Consider the following 19,955-nt stretch of genomic DNA (forward strand, 5'->3'; position numbering starts at 1 on the left):
CGAACAGTATGTGGTACCTCTAACCGATGCCCGACGGCTCGTTACCCAGCTCCGTCGTCCGCTTCACCGGCGCGGCCGGTCGGACCGTCGGGGCGGGGGTCGTGCTCGGCCGTCACGTCGTCACGTGCGCCCACGTGGTCAACCTCGCCCTGGGCCTCGACCCGCGCTCGGCGACCCGGCCGACGGAGGCGGTCGAGGTCGACTTCCCCGCGTTGAACGGCGAACCGGTGACGGCACGCGTGCGCACGTGGGCGCCGCCACCACCGCGCGAAGGCCGCCTGGGCGACGACATCGCCACGCTCGACCTCGACCTCCCCGCCGGCGTCACGCCCGCCCGCCTGGCCGCCGCACCCCCGCCCCCCGGCACCGCGGTCGACGTGTTCGGCTACCCGGCGAACCGGCCGGACGGCTCCTGGACGCGTGCCGTGGTCCGCGGCCAGGTCGGCGGACGGCTGGTGCAGCTGGACAGCGAGTCCGCCCTGGCCGTGCAACGCGGGTACAGCGGCAGCCCGGTGTGGGACAACCGCACCGGCCGCGTGGTCGGCATCATCGCGACGGCCGCCTCCCAGGACAGCTACGCCGTCGCCGCCGACCGGCTGCGCGAGGAGCTGCCCGGCGGGCCGGACGAGCTGAGCGTGCTGCACCTGGCCGGCACGCGGTTCGGCTCCGGGCACGACGTCTGGCCGCCGGGCGACTTCGCCGAGCTGCGCCCCGACCTGGTGGTGTTCACCGGCGACCTGACCGAGCACGGCAGGCCGGACGAGTTCGAGCGCGGCTTCCGGTTCCTGGCCGAACTGGCCGACGCGGTGAAGCTGCCCCGCGAACGGGTGGTCGTCGTGCCCGGGGCGCGGGACGTGAACCTGTTGGCGTGCGAGGCGTACTTCCGGCAGGAGGAGGCGTGGGGCCGGACCCCGAAGCCGCCCTACTGGCCGAAGTGGGGACCGTTCGCCGCCGCGTTCGAGGAGTTCCACGGCGCGCGGTTCAGCTTCACGCCCGACGAGCCGTGGACCCTGTTCGACTACCCCGAGCTGGAGCTCGTGGTCGCCGGCCTCAACTCGACCATCCCGGTCACCCACGAGGACGACGGCCTCGGCCTGGGCCAACGGCAGGTCGAGCGGTTCGGCGAGCTCCTGCGGGATCACCGCAACGCGACCGCCAGGCGGCTGAGCGCGGTCCAGGGACCGGCGCAGGTCCCGGTGGACGTCGACCTCCCGCTCACGAGCCTCCGCGACGAGCCCGCCACCTGGTCGCTCGTCGCGGCGCCCGTCCGCGGCGCTGAGTGGACCGCGGCACCTGTGCGGTTGGCCAGGGGCGTGGACACCTTCTTCGACCGCGTGCTGGAAGCGACCCGCGTGGCACACCCGGCGGCGACCGTGACGCCGCGTGCCGAGGAGAACTACATCCGGGTGTCGAAGCCCCGTCCCGGCGGCGGTTTCGAGCAGTGGCCGGTCGGCGTGGTCGCCGAGCTGACCGCCGCCGTGGTGGACGCGTTCGTCGAGCAAGTGCACGCCTCCTTCGCCGCGGCCGACCCGGCGGTGCCGTCCGAGCTGGTCTACAGCGGAGCGCCCGCCGAGGCCGGGCTGGTGGTCACGGCACGACGGCGCGGCGTGCGGCTGCGCAGCTTCGTGGAGTACCAGGGACTGCTGGACCTGCGGCCGTTGGCGCAGCGGCAGACCCGGCGGCTGGCCGGTGACCGCGTCTACCCCGCTGACCTGTACGTGCCGCAGCGGTTCGTGCTGGCCGGGTCCGAGGAAGGCGGCGACGACCTGCTGCGACGGGTCCTCGGCTGGCTCGGCGAGGACGTGGCCCGGTTCGTGGTGGTGCTCGGCGACTTCGGGCGCGGCAAGTCGTTCCTGCTGCGGCAGCTGACCCGCGCCCTGCCCGCCGAGCACCCCGGCCTGCTGCCCGTGCTGGTGGAGCTGCGCAGCCTGGAGAAGGGTCCGACGCTGGACGAGCTGCTGGCGCAGCACCTCGTGCGCGAGGGCGTGGACGCGGTCGAGGTGGCCAAGCTGCGGTACATGATCAGCAGCGGTCGGCTGGCGCTGCTGTTCGACGGGTTCGACGAGCTCGAGCTGCGCGTCGGGTACGACAACGCGGCCGACTACCTGTCCACGCTGCTGCAGGCCGTGACCGATCGGGCGAAGGTCGTGCTGACGAGCCGCAGCCAGCACTTCCAGTCCACCGACCAGGTGCTGAACGCGTTGGGCCGGCGGGTGTCGGCGTTGACCGCGAGCCGGGTCGCGGTGCTGGAGGACTTCACCGACGACCAGATCCGCGACTTCCTGACCAGGCACTACGACGGTGACGCGGCCCGTGCGGCGGCGCGGTTCGAGCTGTTGGGCGCGATCAACGACCTGCTGGGCCTGTCCCGGAACCCGAGGATGCTGTCGTTCATCGCCGACCTGGACGACGAGCGGCTGCACCAGGTGCGCCGGCAGCACGGCCGGATCAGCGCGGCCGAGCTGTACCGGGAGCTGGTGGACTTCTGGCTGGTGCAGGAGGTGGACCGGCAACGGCACCGGCACGGGACGCCGTCGTTCGACGGGGCGGAGCGGCTGTCGGCGTGCACGGCGCTGGCGTTGCGGCTGTGGCAGACCACGGCGACGACCATCGACACGGCGGACCTGGAAGACACCGTGGTGCGCACGTTGACCCGGCTGACCGAGCGCGGGTACTCGATCGACCAGGCCGCGCACGCCGTCGGTTCTGGGTCGCTGCTGGTGCGGACGGAGGCGGGCGGGTTCGCGTTCGTCCACCAGTCAGTGATGGAGTGGCTGGTCGCGAAGGTGGCGGCGGACGAGCTGCCCGGCACGGAGATCGTCAACCGGAAGATGTCCCGGCTCATGGTCGACTTCCTGTGCGACCTGGCCGGTCACGAGGCCGCGTTGAGCTGGGCGCGGGACGTGCTGGCGGAGGTCGACGCGCCGGAGGCGGCCAAGCACAACGCGACCGAGGTGGCCAGGCGGCTGGAGGCGCGGGTCCACCTGTCGTTGGCGAACGCGGACCTGCGCGCGTTCGACTTCGGCGACCTGGACCTGCGTGGCGCCGACCTGAGCGGGGCCGACCTGAGCGGACAGCGGCTCTACGCCAAGGCCTTCGCCGGGACGAACCTCTCCGGCGCGAACCTGACCGGCGTGCGGCTGATCGGCGGTGACCTGACCGGCGCCGTGCTGACGGGCAGCCGGTGGCGCCGGGCGGCCCTGCTGGGTGTGGCCGGACCGGCGCCGGCGGAGGCGGCGGTGAGCGGGCGCGACCCGGCGACGCCGATGCTCGCGCCGCTCGGGGCGGACGTGGCGGCGGTGGCGTTCTCACCGGACGGCGAGCTGGCCGCCGTGGCGCACCGGCACGTGGTGGAGCTGCGGCACCTGGGCGCCAACCGGCCGGTGCGGGTCTGGCGCCGACGCGCGCACCCGGTCGTCGACGTCGCCTACGCCCAGGACGGCCGCCTGATCGCCACGCTCGAAGCGGACGGCGGGGCGTACATGTGGGACGCGGAGACCGGCGAACCGGTCGTCCGACTGCGGCAGGACCAGGTCGGGCACGGCTACTTCGTGGCCGGAGGTGATCGCTTCGTCACCAGGGGCCGCCACGGCGCGATCCGGTTGTGGGACGCGAGGTCCGGGGAGGTCGTGCGCGAACTGCCGCGGTTGCACCACGACCTCGTCGCGTCGGCCGACGGGAGCGTGATCGTCACGAGGTCGGACCACGAGGTGGAGGTGCGGCGCACGGACGACCTGGAGGTGGTCATGGCGTTCGCACCGGGGGCCGGCGTCAGGTTGGCCGTCTCGCCCGGCGGCACGACGGTCGCCCACGGCGCGCTGCAGGAGGTGACGATCGTGGACGCGCGTTCCGGCGGCAGGCTGGCCATCATCCCCAGTTACCTGAGCCGCGTCGACGGGATGGTGTTCCTGGACGAGCGTCGGCTCGTTCTCACGCAGGGCTCCCAGTACTCCGTCCTCACCACCGACGGAGCCCACGTGACGACCTCGTCGCTGCCGGGTCGGATAACGCGCGTCACGCCGATCGGCGATGGCACGCGCTTCGCGTTGACCACCGACGACGGGTTGGCCTCCGCCCACACCGCGGACGACAAGCAGTCGCAGTGGTTGTGCGACGACCAGAACCCGGTCGGTTCCCCGTCGTACTCGCCGGACGGCCGGTCGCTGCTCACCACGTCCGTGGACGGGAGAGTCCGCGTGTGGGACCTGCGGACGGGCGCGGTTCGGAGCGATTTCCGGGGCGAGCCCGGGCTCAGGCGGGTCGCGGCGTTCTCGCCGACGGGCACGACGATGGCGGTCGCGATCCCGTCGGGCATCCAGATCACCGGTGCCGGCGAGGGCGTGATCCGCGTCGACGGGGTGGTCACCTCGCTGGCCCTGTCCAACGGTGGCCGCCGGCTGGTCGCCTCGTCCGCGGCCAACGTCGTGACGTGCTGGAACCTGCCCGACCAGGTTCGCGTCACCCGGATCGAGCACAAGGGCGCGCCGATCAACGCCGTGGCGGTGCACCCGGCCGGTGGCCACTTCGCCACCGCGCACCAGGACGGCCTCGCGTACCTCTGGGATCTCCACAGGTTGGGCAGGGTGGAGCTGGCGGGGCACACCGGCGGCGTGTTGGGCGCGGCGTTCTCGCCCGACGGCCACCGGATCGCCACCGCGTCCGTCGACGGCACCGCGCGCGTCTGGGGTCTCGGCGGGAAGCAGGTGGCCGAGCTGGGGCACGACGGCGGGGTTTGGGACGTGGCGTTCTCCCGCGACAGCCAACGGGTCGCCACGGCGTCCACGGACGGGACGGCACGGGTCTGGCGCGCGACCGGTGAGCACCTGGTGACGTTGACCGGCCACACCGGCGACGTGCGCGGCGTGGCGTTCTCGCCGGACGGGAAGCGGGTCGCCACCACGGCCGACGACGGCACGGCGCGGATCTGGGACGCCGCGACCGGTGCGGAGCGGGCGGTGCTGGTGCACGGTGTCGGCGGGTCGGCGGTCGTGCTGCCCGACGGGTCCTACCAGGCCTTCGGCGACGTCGGCGACCGGTTGTGGTGGGCGGTGAAGCAGGTGCGGTTCGAGGTCGGTGAGCTGGACGCGTACTACCCGGGGATCAACCGGCTCGGGGTTGACGAGCCGCTGCCGGGGGTAACGTCCTGACATGGCCGACCACGTGCGGATCGGGGTTCTGGGTGCGGCGCGGATCGTGCCGGCGGCGTTGGTGAGACCGGGGCGGTCGGTGGCGTCGGTCGAGGTGTCGGCGGTGGCGGCGCGCGACGTCGGGCGGGCGCAGCACTTCGCCGACCGGCACGGGATTCCTCGCGTCCACGGGAGCTACGAGGAGTTGTTGGACGACCCGAACGTGGACGCCGTCTACGTCCCGCTGCCCAACGGGTTGCACGGGAAGTGGACGACGGCGGCGTTGGCGGCCGGGAAGCACGTGCTGTGCGAGAAGCCGTTCGCGGCCAACGCGGACGAGGCGGCGGCCGTCGCGGAGGCGGCGAGGGCGAGCGGGCTCGTGGTGATGGAGGCGTTCCACTACCGGTACCACCCGTTGGCGCTGCGGTTGCCGGACGTGGTCGCGGAGTTGGGCGAACTGCGGCACGTGGAGGCGCGGATGTGCTTCCCGCTGCCGAGGTTCGGCGACATCCGGTACTCGTTGGAGCTGGCCGGTGGGGCGTTGATGGACGCCGGGTGCTACCCGGTGAACCTGGTGCGGCACCTGGGCGGCGCCGAGCCGGAGGTGAAGTCGGCGCGGGCCCTGCTCAAGGGTGACGGCGTCGACCGGGCGATGCGGGCGGAGTTGAAGTTCCCGGCCGGGCACACCGGGACCGTGGTGACGTCGATGTGGTCGCGGTCGTTGCTGAGGCTGTCGGCGAAGGTCTTGGGCGCCAACGGCGAGCTGCGCGTGTTCAACCCGTTCGCGCCGCAGTTCGGCCACCGGCTCGTCGTCAAGCTGAACGGGCACCGACGAGTCGAGCGCTTCGACCGGCGGCCGTCCTACGAGTACCAGTTGGAGGCGTTCGCGGACGCTGTGCTGCACGGCAAGCCGTTCCCCACGACGGCGGACGACGCGGTGGCCACGCTGCGCGTCGTGGACGAGATCTACCGCGCCGCCGGGCTGCCGGTGCGTCAGCCGAGCTGATCCAGTCGCCGGTGCGCGTCGCTCAGGTCGACGAGCGTGCGGAAGTGCTCGACCAACCCTTCGAAATCCGGTTCGGCACCCTCGGGCGCCGGCGGTAGGTCGGTGTCCTCGGGGTCGAGGGCCACGGTCATCTTCCAGGTGCCGGTCACGCCCGTGATCTCCCAGGTCTTCTCCACACCGGAACGGTCGCTCCTTGCCACGCGGTCCCGCAACGCTCCCCTTCGGGTGACACGACTTCCTTGCCCACGTGGCAAGGCGGAACAGTCGCGCCATGACACGCAAGGGGGCATCCGTCCGACAACGGCGGGTATCGACGGAACTGCGCGCGATGCGCTTGGCCAGGGGCCTGAGCTGCGCCGACGTGGCAAGCGCGATCGGCTGCTCGGAGAGCAAGATCAGCCGGATGGAGACGGGGACCCGAGGGCTCCGCGCCGACGAGGTGGCCGCGATCCTCGGCTACCTGCGCGCGCCGGCCGCCTTGCGGCAAGAACTGGTCGACCTGGTCCGCGCCGGAGAACACCGGAACTGGCACGCCATCCACGGCAAGCTCCCCAGCAATTGGAAGGACCTCATCGGCTTCGAGGCGGAAGCGACGGCCCTCTACAACTACGAGCCGCTCCTCGTGCCAGGTCTCGCCCAGACCCCCGACTACGCCCGCGCCATCATCCGAGGGGGCAATGGTTCGCTCTCGGACGCCGAGCTGGACGCCTTGGTCGCCACCCGGATGGGTCGGCAAGTGATCCTCGGGCGGGCTGTGGTGCACCTGCTGATGGACGAGGCGGTGCTCCGACGGCGCTTGGGCGACCCCGCCATGATGCGATCGCAACTCCAGCACCTGATGGTGATGGGAGGCCGGGCGAACGTCACCGTGCAAGTGCTGCCTTTCGACAGCGTCGCGCACCCCGGTCTGGAGGGGCCCTTCCTGCGACTCGAGTTCGCCGACCAGCCGAGTCTGGTCTACGTCGAAAGCCGTCACACGAGCACGTTTCTCGAGGAAGTGCGGTACATCGACTCGGCTAGGCTTGCCTGGCAGACGCTGTGTGCCATGGCGCTGTCGCCCGAGGAATCGCTTGGGCTGATCGCCAAGCTCATCGGCAGGATGACGTGATGCGAGGAGAGCAGTCGATGGACCTCACCAACGTCCGGTGGCGCAAGAGCAGCCGAAGCAGCAGCCAGGCCAACTGCGTCGAGGTCGCCCGCGTCGCCGACCGCACCGCCGTCCGCGACTCCAAGAACCCCGACGGCCCGGTCCTGTTCTTCGGCAAGGTCGACTGGTCGGCGTTCGCGAGGTGAAGTGGGTCGTGGCGCTCGTCGCGGCCGTGGTGCTGGTCGGGTGCGAAGGGCAGGCGCAACCGGCGGCGAAGTCGGGAACCGGTGAGTTGAGGACCGACCTCCAGCCGCTCGTCACGCGCTTCCCGGTGCTCCAGGCGGCGGGCGGGGCGCGGTGGATGTCCGGCACGTTCGGGCGCGCCGACGTGCCCGGACCGTCCACCTACTGGATCGACGCGGTGGTCGCGCTCGACCCGGCCGCGGCCGAACGGCTGATGACCGAGTACGCGCCGACCGCCGAGGGCAGGACGCCCGACGTGGTCGACGGCATGCGCGCGGAACTGCCGGACGGGCCGTTCCTGACCGGGGACGCGCTGGACGCGGCGTTCGACCACGAGCGGTGGCACGCGTCGGCCTTCCTCGAACCGGAATCCGGTGAGCTGGTCCTCGTCGCGACGGGAAACTGACCAAACCGACGACCACCCTCCTAGACTCACCCGGGTGAGCGACGAGTTGGTGCCGGATCCCCGTCAGATGCGTGCCTCGGACGCCGACCGCGAGAAGGTCGCCCAAGTGCTCCAGCAGGCGCACGGCGAGGGCCGGCTGGACCTGCACGAGCTGGACGAACGCCTGGCGGCCCTGTACTCGGCCAAGACCTACGGCGACCTGGTGCCGCTGACCGCCGACCTCGGCGTGCCCGCGCCGTCCGTCATGCCCGTGCCGATGCCGCACAACGCCCCCGCGTCGCGCATCGGCGGCACGCCCGGCACCACGGTCTCGGTCGCGTTCTGGTCCGGCGTGGAACGCCGCGGCGAGTGGGTCGTGCCCCCGACGCACACGGCGGTGGCCGTCATGGGCGGTGTCGAGCTGGACCTGACCCGGGCCCGCTTCGCGCAGGGCGAGACGACGATCAACGCCTACGCGCTCATGGGCGCCGTGGAGATCATCGTGCCGGAGGACGTCACCGTCCACGTGACCGGCATCGGCTTCATGGGCGCGTTCGAGGACGCCACGCACAAGGGCGCGCCGACGATCCCCGGCGGACCGGTCGTGAAGATCACCGGGTTCGCGATGATGGGCGCGGTCGAGGTGCGGCGCCCGAAGAACCCGAAGAAGAAGAAACTCAAGGGCCGCAACCACGGCGAGCTGGAGGGCTAGTCGCGGGCAACGGGGGGCGTTACCCTTCGTCGTCCCCGCCCGCCGCCCCCTCCTGCGAAGCCGCGAATGTCCAGCCCTGTGTTCGTCGACCCGTCCGGCCGCCGCCGGTGGGTCCTGCGCATCGTCATCGGCGCCGCCGTGGCGTGCGTGCTCGCCTACCTGACGCTGCTCGCCGTGGCGCTGGCGGGCGGCCCGGTGAACCCGTCGTCGCTGCTCCCCGTGCCGGAGGAGGAGGCGCCGGCCGTCGTCGCCACGACCACGGCCGTGCCGACCACCACCGAGCCACCGGTGCGCGTCACGACCGGGACGACGGTCGCGGACGTGCCGAGGACGACGGCGGCCGAACCGACGACGACCACGACGACGAAGACGCAGGGTCGTCGCACCGAACCTCCGCCCGGCGCCTCGAACCGGCCGACGTCCGTCGGCAGGGGCTGATGCGCGCGCACCTGCCGTCACCACGCGCGCACTGGCTGTTGTTGGCGCTGACGCTGGTGGTGGTGCTCGGTTTCCTGCTGCTGGACCTCCTGGTGGTGCAGCGGGTGGGTCAGGGCGAGGCGCCGACGGCCGGTCCGGCGGATCGCGTGCCCGAGTCCGTGCGCACGGGCGGCCCGCTGATCGGCACGGACGGCAACGGGCTGACGTCGCGCGCGGTGCCGGACGGCGCGGTGGTGCTGACGTTCGACGACGGGCCGGACCCGCGCTGGACGCCGCAGGTGCTGGACGTGTTGCGGCGCAACGACGTCAAGGCGACGTTCTTCGTCACGGGCGTCGCCGCGGCCCGGTACCCGGACCTGGTCGAGCGGATGGCCGACGAGGGTCACGAGGTGGGGCTGCACACGTTCACGCACGTCGACCTCGGCACGGTCGGCGAGGCGCGCACGGCGGTGGAGCTGGGTCAGACGCAGCTCGTGGTGGCCGCGGCGACGGGTCGGGCGAGCACGCTCGTGCGGCCGCCGTACTCCGCGAGCGCCGACGCGCTGGACGACGAGGACCTGGCCGCCGTCGAGCGGATGGTGGGTTCGGGGCACCTGGTGCTGCTGTCCACCCACGACACGGAGGACTGGCGCAACCCGGGCGTGGACGCGATCGTCGCCGCCGCCACGCCGACCGACGGGCGCGGCGCGGTGGTGCTGGCGCACGACGGCGGCGGTGACCGGTCGCAGACGGTGGCGGCGCTGGAGCAGGTCATCCCGAAGCTGCGGGCGGAGGGGCGCCAGTTCCGCACGGCGAGCGACGCGTTGGGCGTGCCGATCGCCCGGTCGGCGAGCTTCGTCGAGCAGGCGGAGGGGACGGCCGTGTCGCTGGCCGTGCGCGCCGCCGCGGCGACGACCTCGGTGATGACGTGGCTGGTCGTGGTGTCGAGCGTGCTGGCGTTGCTGCGGGCGCTGTTGTTGTTGGGCACGACCGGCGTCCACGCGCGCCGTGCGCGCAACATCGGGCGTCACGCACGGCGGCTGCCCCGGCAACCGGTGACGGTGCTGGTGCCCGCGTACAACGAGGAAGCGGGCATCGAGGCGACCCTGCGCTCGATCCTCGCCGCCACGACCGACGTGCGGGTCATCGTGGTGGACGACGGCTCCACGGACCGCACCAGCGAGGTCGTGCGCGCGTTGGACCTGCCCGGGGTGACGTTGATCCGGCAGGCGAACGCGGGCAAGGCGGCGGCGTTGAACACCGGTCTGCGGCACTGCCGGACCGAGCTGGTGGTGATGGTGGACGGCGACACGGTGCTGGAGCCGGACACCGTGGCCGAGCTGGTGCAGCCGTTCGCCGATCCGGGCGTCGGCGCGGTGTCGGGCAACGCGAAGGTCGGCAACCGGGGCGGGCTGCTCGGGCGGTGGCAGCACATCGAGTACGTGATCGGCTTCAACCTCGACCGGCGGATGTACGACGTGATGGAGTGCATGCCGACCGTGCCGGGCGCGGTCGGCGGGTTCCGGCTCAGCGCGTTGCGGCAGGTCGGCGGGGTGCCGGAGGACACGCTGGCCGAGGACACCGACCTGACGATGGCGTTGGAGCGCGCCGGGTGGGCCGTGACGTACCGCGAGACCGCCCGGGCGTGGACCGAGGCGCCCGCGACGCTGGGCCAGCTGTGGCGCCAGCGCTACCGGTGGTGCTACGGGACGTTGCAGGCGATGTGGAAGCACCGGGGCGCGGTGCGCGAGCGCGGGCTCGGCGGTCGGCTGGGCCGGCGCGGGCTGCCGTACCTGGCGCTGTACCAGGTCGTGCTGCCGGTGCTGGCGCCCGTGATCGACGTGTTCGCGGTGCTCAGCCTGTTCACCGACCCGGTGCGCGGCGCGGCGGCGTGGCTGGGGTTCCTGGTGCTGCAGCTCGTGCCCGCGGTGATCGCGTTCCGCCTGGACCGCGAGAGCCTGCGCCCGCTGTGGGCGGTGGCCCTGCAACCGGTCGTCTACCGGCAGCTGATGTACCTCGTGGTGATCCAGTCGTTGATCACCGCGCTGGCCGGCGCGCGGCTGCCGTGGCAGAAGCTCAAGCGCGCCGGCACGGCGGCCCAGCACGCGCCCGACCTGGCTCCGCCCGACCTGGCGCCCGCGGACGAGGTGACCAAGCCGCTGGACCGGCGCGGGTGGGCCGTCGAGGACGAGGTCACGAAGCCGCTTCACGTCGGCTGAGCAAGCGTGACGGCCCCTGGTCCGGGAGCGGCCCCGAGGGCGGACCGAGCCGGTGGGCCCGAAGTCGGTCCGACGGCCGTCCGCAACCCGTGCCAGGCACCCTCCGCACGTCCCGCACAACCCCTCTGACCTGCCCGAAGCCGCTCACTTAGGACGCCCGTCCCATTCCGCCTAGACTCGGCGACATGGCTGCTCCATCGACATCGCCGTCGCTGCCCCCGGCGCTCGCGGACGCCGTCCGCGACGACGCGTCGCTGCGCCGGTTCCTGCACGGACTGCCCGGTGTGGACCAGGTCGGCGTCGAACAGCGCGCGGCCGGTCTGGGCACCCGCAGCATCAAGAAGGCCGCCAAGATGTGGGCCATCGACACCGCCATCGGCATGGTCGACCTGACCACGCTCGAAGGCGCGGACACCCCCGGCAAGGTGCGGTCGCTCGCGGCGAAGGCCCGGCGGCCCGACCCGGACAACCCGGACGTGCCGAAGGTCGCCGCCGTCTGCGTGTACCCGGACATGGTGGAGACGGCCGTCGAGGAGCTCCGGGGCACGGGGATCGACGTCGCCAGCGTCGCGACCGCGTTCCCGTCCGGCCGGTCGAGCCTGAAGGTGAAGCTGGAGGACACCGCCTACGCCGTCGACGCGGGCGCCACCGAGATCGACATGGTGATCGACCGGGGCGCGTTCCTGTCCGGCCGGTACGGGCAGGTGTTCGACGAGATCGTGCAGGTCAAGCACGCCTGCGGGGACGCGCACCTCAAGGTGATCCTGGAGACCGGCGAACTCGCGACCTACGACAACGTGCGCCGGGCGTCGTGGCTCGGCCTGCTCGCGGGCGGCGACTTCATCAAGACGTCCACCGGCAAGGTGTCCCCCGCCGCGACGCTGCCCGTCACGCACGTGATGCTGCAGGCCGTCCGCGACTGGCACGCCCAGACGGGCGAGCTCAGGGGCGTGAAGCCGGCCGGCGGCATCCGCACGACCAAGGACGCGATCAAGTACCTGGTCGCGGTGCACGAGGTCGCGGGACCGGAGTGGCTGACCCCGACCCTGTTCCGCTTCGGTGCCTCCACGCTGCTCAACGACCTGCTGATGCAGCGGCGCACCCAGTTGGCCGGCCACTACAGCGGCCCCGATTACGTGACGGTGGACTGACATGTGGGAATACGCGCCCGCGCCCGAATCACGGGACATCGCGAACCTCAAGCCGAACTACCGGATGTTCGTCGACGGCCAGTTCGTCGAGGGCTCCGGTGAGCCGCTGAAGACCGTCAACCCCGGCACGGAGGAGGTGCTGGCCGAGGTCTCCACGGCCGGGCCCGCCGACGTCGACAAGGCCGTGAAGGCCGCGCGCCGCGCCTACGAGCGGGTCTGGGGCAGGATGCCCGGCTCCGAGCGCGCCAAGTACATCTTCCGCATCGCCCGCCTGATCCAGGAGCGGTCGCGGGAGCTGGCGGTGCTGGAGTCGTTGGACAACGGCAAGCCCATCAAGGAATCACGTGACGTGGACGTGCCGACGGCCGCCGCGCACTTCTTCTACCACGCGGGCTGGGCGGACAAGCTCGGCTACGCGGGCCTCGGCCCCGACCCGCGCCCGCTCGGCGTGGCGGGCCAGGTCATCCCGTGGAACTTCCCGCTGCTGATGGCGGCGTGGAAGATCGCGCCCGCGCTGGCGACCGGCAACACGGTGGTGATCAAGCCCGCCGAGACGACGCCGCTGAGCGCGCTGGTGCTGGCGGAGATCATCCAGCAGGCCGACCTGCCACCCGGCGTGGTGAACATCCTCGCCGGCGCGGGCGACGTCGGCGCGGCCCTCGTGTCGCACCCGGACGTGGACAAGGTCGCGTTCACCGGGTCGACCGAGGTCGGCAAGATCATCCAGCGGCAGCTGGCCGGCACCGGCCGCAAGCTCACCCTGGAGCTGGGCGGCAAGGCGGCGAACATCGTGTTCGACGACGCGCCGCTGGACCAGGCGGTCGAGGGCATCGTCAACGGCATCTTCTTCAACCAGGGTCACGTGTGCTGCGCGGGTTCGCGGCTGCTGGTGCAGGAGTCCGTGGCCGACGAGCTGCTGGAGAAGCTGCACGCCCGGGTGTCCACGCTGCGCGTCGGCGACCCGTTGGACAAGAACACCGACGTCGGCGCGATCAACTCGCGCGAGCAGCTGACGAAGATCCAGGAGCTGGTCGAGACGGGCGACGCCGAGGGCGCGCAGCGGTGGACGTCCGCGTGCCCGTTGCCGGACAAGGGTTTCTACTTCGCGCCGACGGTGTTCTCCAACGTGTCGCAGGCGATGCGGATCGCGCGCGAGGAGATCTTCGGCCCGGTGCTGTCGGTGCTGACGTTCCGCACGCCGGACGAGGCCGTGGCCAAGGCGAACAACACGCCGTACGGGCTGTCGGCCGGCATCTGGACCGAGAAGGGGTCGCGCATCCTGTGGGCGGCGCAGAAGATGCGCGCCGGCGTGGTGTGGGCCAACACGTTCAACCGCTTCGACCCGACCGCCCCGTTCGGCGGCTACCAGGAGTCGGGCTTCGGCCGCGAGGGCGGCCGCATCGGGCTGGAGGCCTACCTCGATGTCTGAGAACCGGATTTCCCTCGGCAAGGCCGAAAACCGGCTCGCCGTCGCGAAGACGTACAAGCTCTACATCGGCGGCGCGTTCCCCCGCTCGGAGTCCGGCCGGTCCTACCCGGTCGTCGACGCGAAGGGCGCGTTCCTGGCCAACGCGGCGCAGGGCTCGCGCAAGGACGCCCGGGACGCGGTCGCGGCGGCGCGCAAGGCGTTCCCCGGCTGGTCGGGCGCGACGGCGTACAACCGCGGGCAGGTGCTGTTCCGGGTGGCCGAGGTGCTGGAGGGCAGGCGGGAGCAGTTCGCCGCCGAGGTCGCCGCCGGCGAGGGCGTCGCGGTGAAGAAGGCGCAGTCGCTGGTGGACGCGGCCATCGACCGGTGGGTCTGGTACGCGGGGTGGACCGACAAGGTCGCCACGGTGCTCGGCGCGTCGAACCCGGTGGCCGGGCCGTACTTCTCGTTCTCCGTGCCGGAGCCGACGGGCGTGGTGGCGGTGCTCGCGCCGCAGCAGTCGTCGCTGCTGGGGTTGATCAGCGTGGTGGCGCCGGTGATCGCGACCGGCAACGCGGCGGTGGTCGTGACCTCGCAGGACCGGCCGCTGCCCGCGGTGACGTTGGCGGAGGTGCTGGCGACGTCCGACCTGCCCGGCGGTGTGGTGAACGTGCTGACCGGGCGGACGGCGGAGATCGCGCCCTGGCTGGCGTCGCACGCGGACGTGAACGCCTTGGACCTGACCGGCGCCCCGGAGTCGACGCGGGCGGACCTGGAGCGCGCGGCGGCGGGGACGGTGAAGCGCGTGCTGCGCGCGCGCCCGTCGGAGGACTTCACCCGCGAGCCGGACCTGGCCCGGCTGCGGGCGTTCCTGGAGCTGAAGACGGTCTGGCACCCGATCGGCGTCTGAGCCGGTCAGCGGCGGCAGCCGAACCAGCTGTAGGCGAGCAGGCCGGTGCAGCCGAGCACGACCGCGGTGACGGTGGCCGAGGTGGTGCCGGGCGGTTGCACCGGCCAGGTCAGCAGGCGGCTGAGCCAGTGCTCGTCGCCGCGCGGGACGACGAGCGTGACGCCGGTCCAGCCGACCGGCAGGGCCCAGGCGGCACGGGGGCCGAACAGCAGCGCGCCCAGTGCCACCAGGCCGCCGAGGCCGACCACGTCGCGGAGCAGGAACGCGTCGGTGGCGATGGGGTCGGCGACGCGGCCGGCCACGAGCAGCAGCGCGAGGACCAACGTGCCGCCGAGCAGCAGGTGCGCGGCCCGGCGGGGCGGCCAGCCGAACGCGGCCGTGCGGTCCAGCTCCAGGTCGTGCGAGCCCAAGCCGGTCGCGACCGCGGCGACCCCGATGGCCGCGCCGAACGCGGCCAACTGCGGGCTGCCGTGCGGCGGGGCGAGCGCGACGAGCCCGACCACCCCGCCCACCACGGCCGCCGCCGACGCCGGCACCAACCGGGACCGGGCGTGCAGGACCAGCCACCGCGTCACAGGGCACCGCCCGTGAGGGTGGTCAGCGGGTCGCCGGAGCAGGCCGCCTGCACCTCGCGCGCCGCCTGGACGCGGGCCGCCTGCTCGGGCTCCGGCAGGGCGCGCAGGTGCTCCCAGGCGTCGGCGACCAGCCCGTCGGTCTCCTCGCCCAACCACAGCCGGTACACGGGCAGCGGTTCCAGGCGGCCCGTCAGCCACCCCGTCATCACCGTGCGGGCCGCGACCTCGCGCGTCACCGTCCTCGGGATGTGATCGCCGTAGCAGGTGCGCGTCCCGGCGCCGGCCAACCAGTAAGTCGTCACCTGGTCCGCCGTGAGCGGTGTGCGGCGGAAGTAGGTGAACTCGTCCAGGTCGACCCACACCGCGTCGGTCGACTCCGGCAGGCGCAGGTCCCGCTCCCCGCGCTCCTCCAGCCCGACCTCCCGCACTGACGTGGGCGGCGACGGCAGCTTCGCCATCAACCGCAGCACCTCCCGCGCCGGCCCCGTCAACGCCGCCCGTTCGTGCTCGTGCGCCCGCGTCAGGCACAGCTGCTCGACGCAGATCAGCTCCGCGGCCACCGGATCGGCCTTGACGGCCTCCTCCGCCGTCGCGGGCAGCAACGGCACCGCGACCGCCGCCGCGACCAGCACCGGCAGCGCGCCCAGCCACCGCCGGCGCAGCGCCACCAGCAGGAACCCGGTCAGCGCGATCCCGACGAACCACACCGCCTGCACCGCGCTCACCGGACCGGGCACCGCCGCGAACACCGACCTCGGGAACGGCAGCGTCGGCAGCAACGCGGTCCACGGCAGACCGTCCCCCGGCCGGCCCACCCCCAGCGACGTCAACGCCAACCCGGCGACCGCCAGCACCGGCGGCGTCAACGGCGACGGCACCAGCCGGCCCAGACCCACGCCCAGCCACGCCACGCCGACCAGCGCCAGCGCGCCGACCAGGGCGGCCGGCAGCCAGCCCCAGTGGAAGTAGTCCGTCGCCGACACCACCTGCACCGCGCCGACCGCGAACACCACCGCGTACGCCACGACGACCCCGACCGCCACCGCCCCGAGCGTCCACCCGACCCGCTGGGCACGCGGCCGCGGCGTGGAGCCGAACAGCTCCTCCACCCCCGACCGCCGGTCGCGCAGGCCCTGCAACGCGCCCGCGCCGAGCGCCAACGGCCACGAGAACGCCAGCATGAACCGGATCCACTCGGCCAACGTCGTCCACTGCCGGTTCCACGCGGTGCTGCTCTTGGTCGACGGCCCCCAGAACAGCATGCCGACCATGACCACCGCGATCAGCGCGCCGAGCACCAACGCCGTGCTGCGCTTCACCTCGATCCCGAGGATCCTCACCACGCACCGCCCAGCAGCGCCGAGTAGCCGCGCTCGATCGGGCTGTCGCCGACGTCGTCCGGCCCGCCGGCCGCCGCCAGTTCGGCGGGCGTGCCCTGGAAGACCAGCTTGCCCGCGGCGACCAGCACCACGTCCGTGCACGCCGCCGCGACGTCCTCGACCAGGTGCGTCGACACGACCACGCACGAGTCGGAACCCAACTCCTGCAACAACTCCCGGAACCGGACCCGTTGGCCGGGGTCCAGCCCGGCGGTCGGCTCGTCGAGCAGCAGCACCTCGGGGTCGTTCACGATCGCCTGCGCGATGCCCGCCCGCCGCACCATGCCGCCGGACAGCGTCTTCAGCCGGTCGTCCGCGCGGTCGGCCAGCCCGACCCGTTCGACGGCCCGCTGCACCGCGCCGGGGACGTCCCGCTTCGGCATCTCCTTGAGCCACGCCATGTACTCGACGAACTCCCGCACCGTGAACCGCTTGTAGTACCCGAAGTCCTGCGGCAGGTAGCCGAGCGCGCGGCGCACCCGGCGCAGGTCCAGCCGCCCGGACACCGACGTGCCCAACACCTCCAACGTCCCCGACACGGGCCGCAGCACGGTCGCCAGCGACCGGATCAGCGTGGTCTTGCCCGCGCCGTTCGGCCCGAGCAGCCCGTGCACGCCGCGGCCGAGCCGCAGGTCCAGCCCGTCCACCGCCATCGTCCGGCCGGCGCGCACGCGCAGACCCCTCGCCTCGACCTGCCAGGCGTACCCCGTCGGCGCGACTTCCGCCGCGCTCACCACACGTGCCACGAGCCCTCCCTCCGTCACAGCCGCGCGTAGGCCGCGGACCTGAAGAACACGGCGGCGGCGCCCCCGACGAGCACCGCCGCCCACACCGGCGCCGCGCCCGGCGCGAGCACACCGGGCACACCGCCGACGACCACCGCCGGACCGACCACCAGCACCGCCCACGCGCACGCGGCGGCCACGGCGGCCCGGCGCATCCCGATCACGCCGCCGAGCGCGAGCGTCACCGCGGTGACGCCGAGGCACGGCAGCAGCCAGTACGCGGGCGACGCGCCGGCCAGCCACCCGCCGAGGAGCAACGCCGGCAGCACGGCCACGAGCACCGCGAACGTGCGGCGCAACACCAGCTGCAGCCCGGCCCGTGGCGTGGAGACGACCAGTTCGTAGGCCGGGTCCATCCCCCGCGACCACGCCGCGGCCACGCCGAGCACGGGCACGATCGGCGCGATCAGCAGGACCGCGGACGACGCCGAGGGACCGGGCAGCCCGTCCAGCGACAACGCCGCCAGCACCACGAACGCCGTCATGGCCAGCCACGGCAGCAACGACGGCGTGGCCCACCGCGCGAGCCGGTGCCGTCGGTGGGCGGGCGGCCCGGCGGGCTCCAACCCGGCCCACACGGTCTCGGTCAACGCCGTGACCTGCGGCGGAGCCACGTCGGCCAGGCGCAGCCGGCACGTCTGGCACGTCTCCAGGTGCGCCTCGACCGCCCACAGCACGTCGGCGGGCAGGTCGTCACCGCCCGCGTAGCGGGCGATCGAGTCGGCACTCGGGTGCTCGTTCATGACAGCGCCTCCCGCATCGCGATCCGGGCCCGCCGGGCGCGGGTCTTCACGGTGCCCTCGGGCACCCCGAGCAGCACCGCGGTCTCGCGCACGGTCAGCCCGTCCAGCACCATCGCCTGCAACACCTGCCGCAGCTCCGGCGCCAGGTCGCGCAGCGCGCCGCCCACGTCGTCGCCCAGCGCGCCCGCCAGCACCTCGTCCTCGGCGGCGGGCGCGGCCGCGGTCTCGGCCACCGGCAGCGGCCGGGCCTGGTGCGCACGCCGGCGGAACGCGTCCACCAGCCGCCGTGCCGCGATCGTCCAGAGCCAGCCGACCGCCGTGCCGTCGACCGCCGCGCCCGCGAACGACCCCGCCGCCCGCCACACCGCCAGGTACGTCTCCTGCATGACCTCGGCCACGACCTGCTCGTCGGCGCACCGGCGGCGCAGGCGCACGGCCAGCCACGGCGACGTGCGGCGGTAGAGCTCCTCGAAGGCCGCGCGGTCGCCACGGGCCACCGCGCGCACCAACTGCTCCTCGTTCACACCCGGCAAGACGCCCCGCTCGCGGAAAAGGTTCTCGACCCAGTGTGAGCTGGGTCACATCACGCGACGCTGAGCACCGTGTCCAACAGGTCGCGCAACGAGTCGTTCGAACTGGTCAGACTCTGCTCGCACGCGGCGGTGAACGCGACCCGGTCCAGCGTGTGCACCGCGACCCGCCAGCCCGCCTCCCGCGCCAGCTGGCGGAAGAACGCCCGCTGCGCGCGCCCGTTGCCCTCCCGGAACGGGTGCACGGCGTTGACCTCGGCGAAGTAGTGCGTGAACCGGTCCAGGAACGCCTCGCGCGGCAGGCCGCGCAGGTAGCGCTCCTTCTTCAGGTCGTCGAACACGCCGATCGCGTACGGCTCGATCTGCCGCCAGGCGGCGAACAAGGAGGACTTGCCGATGTTGACCCGCCGGAGCTCACCGGCCCACGGGTAGAAGTCGCCGAAGATGCGGCGGTGGAAGGCACGCAGGTGGGCGAGGTCGTACAGGCCGGGCAGGGGCGCCAGCGCGAGCTGCTCGACGCGCATCGTGCTCAGGCGCGTCTCGGCGAAATCGCACTCGATCGGGTCGGTCAGGCCCAGGTTGTTGCGCAGCACCCCGGACGCGGGGTCCAGGTAGGGGTCGTCGTCCACTACCGGCGCAGCGCCTCGATCTCCCTGGCGATCGCCTCGTCCGCGGTCAGCTCGCCGGCCGCGACGGCGCGCATCGTGGCCACCACGTCGTCCGGCACGTCCAGGCCCTCCAGCCGGGCGCTGCCGACGGCCTCGGCGATCGCCTCCTCGCCACCGCTGGTCAACCGGCGGAAGTAGCGGGCCATCACCTCGTGCGAGAGGGGTGCGCTGCTCGGCTCGGACTCGGCCAAGTCGCCGCGCGCGGCGCGCCACGGCTCCTCGTCGTGCGCCATGTCGCTCAACTCGTGCCTGCTGAAGTGCGCGTACCGCTCGACCACCGAACCGACGACGGCGCGTTCACGGTCGGTGAGCCGGTGCGGATCGCCCTCTTCCCACGCGCAGACCTCGGACTGGCCCTGGTGGCGGTAGTAGACGTCGGGCACCACGGGACCTCGCCGCCACGCCTCGATCCGGGCGTCGAACAGGGGTTCGCCGTGCTCGGCCAGGTACCACGCCTGGGCGTAGTAGAGGAGCTTCTGCAACTTCATCGGCGACTCGGGCCCGGTGCCGTCGAGCACGGCCGCGGCCACGTCGTGGACGTCCGCCATGCCACCTCCAGCGAGTGCTCTGAGCTGCGACTACTCATTCTACCGGAGATCGCGGCGGCGGTGGGC

At 73.0% G+C, this 19,955-nt stretch carries 19 protein-coding genes; 11 read left to right on the forward strand and 8 right to left on the reverse strand.

The features are described from left to right. Positions 1–26 precede the first annotated feature (26 nt). Both ABTZ99_RS32475 and ABTZ99_RS32480 read left to right on the forward strand, forming a co-directional pair. Entirely contained in the window at positions 27–5,147 is a 5,121-nt protein-coding gene (locus ABTZ99_RS32475) for a WD40 domain-containing protein (RefSeq protein ID WP_499616684.1), read from the forward strand. Between the two features lies 1 nt (position 5,148). Continuing rightward, positions 5,149–6,132, forward strand: coding sequence for a Gfo/Idh/MocA family protein (locus tag ABTZ99_RS32480; RefSeq protein ID WP_498780532.1), 984 nt, complete (start codon positions 5,149–5,151; stop codon positions 6,130–6,132). On the opposite strand, the gene ABTZ99_RS32485 is transcribed toward ABTZ99_RS32480, so the two are convergent. After that, positions 6,120–6,344, reverse strand: coding sequence for a hypothetical protein (locus ABTZ99_RS32485; protein ID WP_499616687.1), 225 nt, complete (start codon positions 6,342–6,344; stop codon positions 6,120–6,122). The two genes, ABTZ99_RS32480 and ABTZ99_RS32485, sit on opposite strands and share 13 nt — an antisense overlap. 59 nt (positions 6,345–6,403) lie before the next feature. On the opposite strand from ABTZ99_RS32485, the gene ABTZ99_RS32490 reads away from it, so the two are divergent. From ABTZ99_RS32490 to ABTZ99_RS32530, 9 genes are all read left to right on the forward strand, one after another. Next, entirely contained in the window at positions 6,404–7,240 is an 837-nt protein-coding gene (locus ABTZ99_RS32490) for a helix-turn-helix domain-containing protein (protein ID WP_499616690.1), read from the forward strand. Further along, a complete protein-coding gene (locus ABTZ99_RS32495; RefSeq protein WP_499616693.1) occupies positions 7,240–7,425 on the forward strand; it encodes a DUF397 domain-containing protein in 186 nt (61 codons plus the stop codon). Before ABTZ99_RS32490 ends, ABTZ99_RS32495 begins: the two co-directional genes overlap by 1 nt. Positions 7,426–7,433: 8 nt before the next feature. Then, positions 7,434–7,868, forward strand: a complete 435-nt coding sequence (locus ABTZ99_RS32500; RefSeq protein ID WP_499616696.1) for a hypothetical protein — start codon at positions 7,434–7,436, stop codon at positions 7,866–7,868. A 34-nt stretch (positions 7,869–7,902) separates the two neighbouring features. Continuing rightward, positions 7,903–8,559 carry a DUF1707 SHOCT-like domain-containing protein gene (locus ABTZ99_RS32505; RefSeq protein ID WP_499616699.1) on the forward strand — a complete coding sequence of 219 codons (657 nt, stop codon included), beginning with the start codon at positions 7,903–7,905 and terminating at the stop codon, positions 8,557–8,559. 66 nt (positions 8,560–8,625) lie between these two features. After that, positions 8,626–8,997: a hypothetical protein gene (locus tag ABTZ99_RS32510; protein ID WP_498780541.1), complete on the forward strand. Its 372-nt coding sequence runs from the start codon at positions 8,626–8,628 to the stop codon at positions 8,995–8,997. After that, positions 8,997–11,195 carry a bifunctional polysaccharide deacetylase/glycosyltransferase family 2 protein gene (locus ABTZ99_RS32515; protein WP_499616702.1) on the forward strand — a complete coding sequence of 733 codons (2,199 nt, stop codon included), beginning with the start codon at positions 8,997–8,999 and terminating at the stop codon, positions 11,193–11,195. Before ABTZ99_RS32510 ends, ABTZ99_RS32515 begins: the two co-directional genes overlap by 1 nt. 185 nt (positions 11,196–11,380) lie before the next feature. Next, positions 11,381–12,346, forward strand: a complete 966-nt coding sequence (gene deoC / locus ABTZ99_RS32520) for a deoxyribose-phosphate aldolase (protein ID WP_498780543.1) — start codon at positions 11,381–11,383, stop codon at positions 12,344–12,346. A 1-nt stretch (position 12,347) separates the two neighbouring features. Further along, on the forward strand, positions 12,348–13,775 hold the full coding sequence (locus ABTZ99_RS32525) for an aldehyde dehydrogenase family protein (protein ID WP_499616705.1): 1,428 nt from the start codon (positions 12,348–12,350) through the stop codon (positions 13,773–13,775). Continuing rightward, on the forward strand, positions 13,768–14,661 hold the full coding sequence (locus ABTZ99_RS32530; protein ID WP_498780545.1) for an aldehyde dehydrogenase family protein: 894 nt from the start codon (positions 13,768–13,770) through the stop codon (positions 14,659–14,661). Before ABTZ99_RS32525 ends, ABTZ99_RS32530 begins: the two co-directional genes overlap by 8 nt. A 5-nt stretch (positions 14,662–14,666) precedes the next feature. On the opposite strand, the gene ABTZ99_RS32535 is transcribed toward ABTZ99_RS32530, so the two are convergent. The 7 genes from ABTZ99_RS32535 to ABTZ99_RS32565 are packed head-to-tail and all read right to left on the reverse strand — an operon-like array spanning position 14,667 to position 19,889. Beyond that, positions 14,667–15,236, reverse strand: a complete 570-nt coding sequence (locus tag ABTZ99_RS32535) for a hypothetical protein (RefSeq protein ID WP_499616708.1) — start codon at positions 15,234–15,236, stop codon at positions 14,667–14,669. Next, positions 15,233–16,576 carry a hypothetical protein gene (locus tag ABTZ99_RS32540; RefSeq protein WP_499616711.1) on the reverse strand — a complete coding sequence of 448 codons (1,344 nt, stop codon included), beginning with the start codon at positions 16,574–16,576 and terminating at the stop codon, positions 15,233–15,235. Before ABTZ99_RS32540 ends, ABTZ99_RS32535 begins: the two co-directional genes overlap by 4 nt. Further along, on the reverse strand, positions 16,573–17,361 hold the full coding sequence (locus ABTZ99_RS32545) for an ABC transporter ATP-binding protein (protein ID WP_499616714.1): 789 nt from the start codon (positions 17,359–17,361) through the stop codon (positions 16,573–16,575). The genes ABTZ99_RS32540 and ABTZ99_RS32545 overlap by 4 nt, the downstream gene beginning before the upstream one ends. Before the next feature lie 14 nt (positions 17,362–17,375). After that, positions 17,376–18,143: a zf-HC2 domain-containing protein gene (locus tag ABTZ99_RS32550; RefSeq protein ID WP_498780552.1), complete on the reverse strand. Its 768-nt coding sequence runs from the start codon at positions 18,141–18,143 to the stop codon at positions 17,376–17,378. Further along, positions 18,140–18,667, reverse strand: coding sequence for an RNA polymerase sigma factor (locus ABTZ99_RS32555; RefSeq protein ID WP_230570390.1), 528 nt, complete (start codon positions 18,665–18,667; stop codon positions 18,140–18,142). Before ABTZ99_RS32555 ends, ABTZ99_RS32550 begins: the two co-directional genes overlap by 4 nt. A gap of 59 nt (positions 18,668–18,726) precedes the next feature. Next, on the reverse strand, positions 18,727–19,302 hold the full coding sequence (locus ABTZ99_RS32560; RefSeq protein ID WP_498780555.1) for a Fic/DOC family protein: 576 nt from the start codon (positions 19,300–19,302) through the stop codon (positions 18,727–18,729). Further along, the gene (locus ABTZ99_RS32565) at positions 19,302–19,889 is read right to left on the reverse strand and encodes a type II toxin-antitoxin system antitoxin SocA domain-containing protein (RefSeq protein WP_498780557.1); all 588 of its coding nucleotides are present in this window, start codon (positions 19,887–19,889) and stop codon (positions 19,302–19,304) included. The genes ABTZ99_RS32560 and ABTZ99_RS32565 overlap by 1 nt, the downstream gene beginning before the upstream one ends. Positions 19,890–19,955: the final 66 nt, after the last annotated feature.

The organism is Actinosynnema sp. NPDC002837 (assembly GCF_040295345.1).
GTDB lineage: Bacteria > Actinomycetota > Actinomycetes > Mycobacteriales > Pseudonocardiaceae > Actinosynnema.